This window comes from Achromobacter sp. GbtcB20 (assembly GCF_019091095.1).
Lineage (GTDB): Bacteria > Pseudomonadota > Gammaproteobacteria > Burkholderiales > Burkholderiaceae_B > Achromobacter > Achromobacter mucicolens.
In genome coordinates this window covers 1-366 of record NZ_JAGXJZ010000312.1, presented here as the reverse complement: position 1 = coordinate 366, position 366 = coordinate 1, and the positions used below count along the sequence as shown (strand labels likewise).

The following is a 366-nucleotide window of genomic DNA, read 5'->3' as shown; positions in this document are numbered from 1 at the left end:
GAACACCAATCACGCCGAAGACCAGCCGGTGCACCTGACGCTGAAGAATCCGGCGATCCCGGTCGAGGTCAACCTGGCGAAGTTCGCCGGCCCCGAGCAGCGCTACTGCCCTGCCGGCGTCTACGAGTTCGTGAAGCTCGAGACAGGCCAGGACCGGCTGCAGATCAACGCCCAGAACTGCGTGCACTGCAAGACCTGCGACATCAGGGACCCGACCCAGAACATCGTCTGGGTCACGCCCGAGGGCGGCGGCGGGCCGAACTATCCGAACATGTAAGACGTTCGCTCGTCGTATCGACAATAGCCCGCCTGGCGGGCTGTTTTTGTTTGGACCGCAGGTTTTTGCTGGCGTTCGGATTGGCATGG

General features: G+C 62.6%; 1 protein-coding gene. It reads left to right on the top strand.

All coding sequences use genetic code 11. The features are described 5' to 3' along the window. The coding region (locus KVT32_RS29130; protein ID WP_217619319.1) for a 4Fe-4S dicluster domain-containing protein at window positions 1-277 on the top strand (277 nt) is incomplete at its 5' end. Window positions 278-366: the final 89 nt, after the last annotated feature.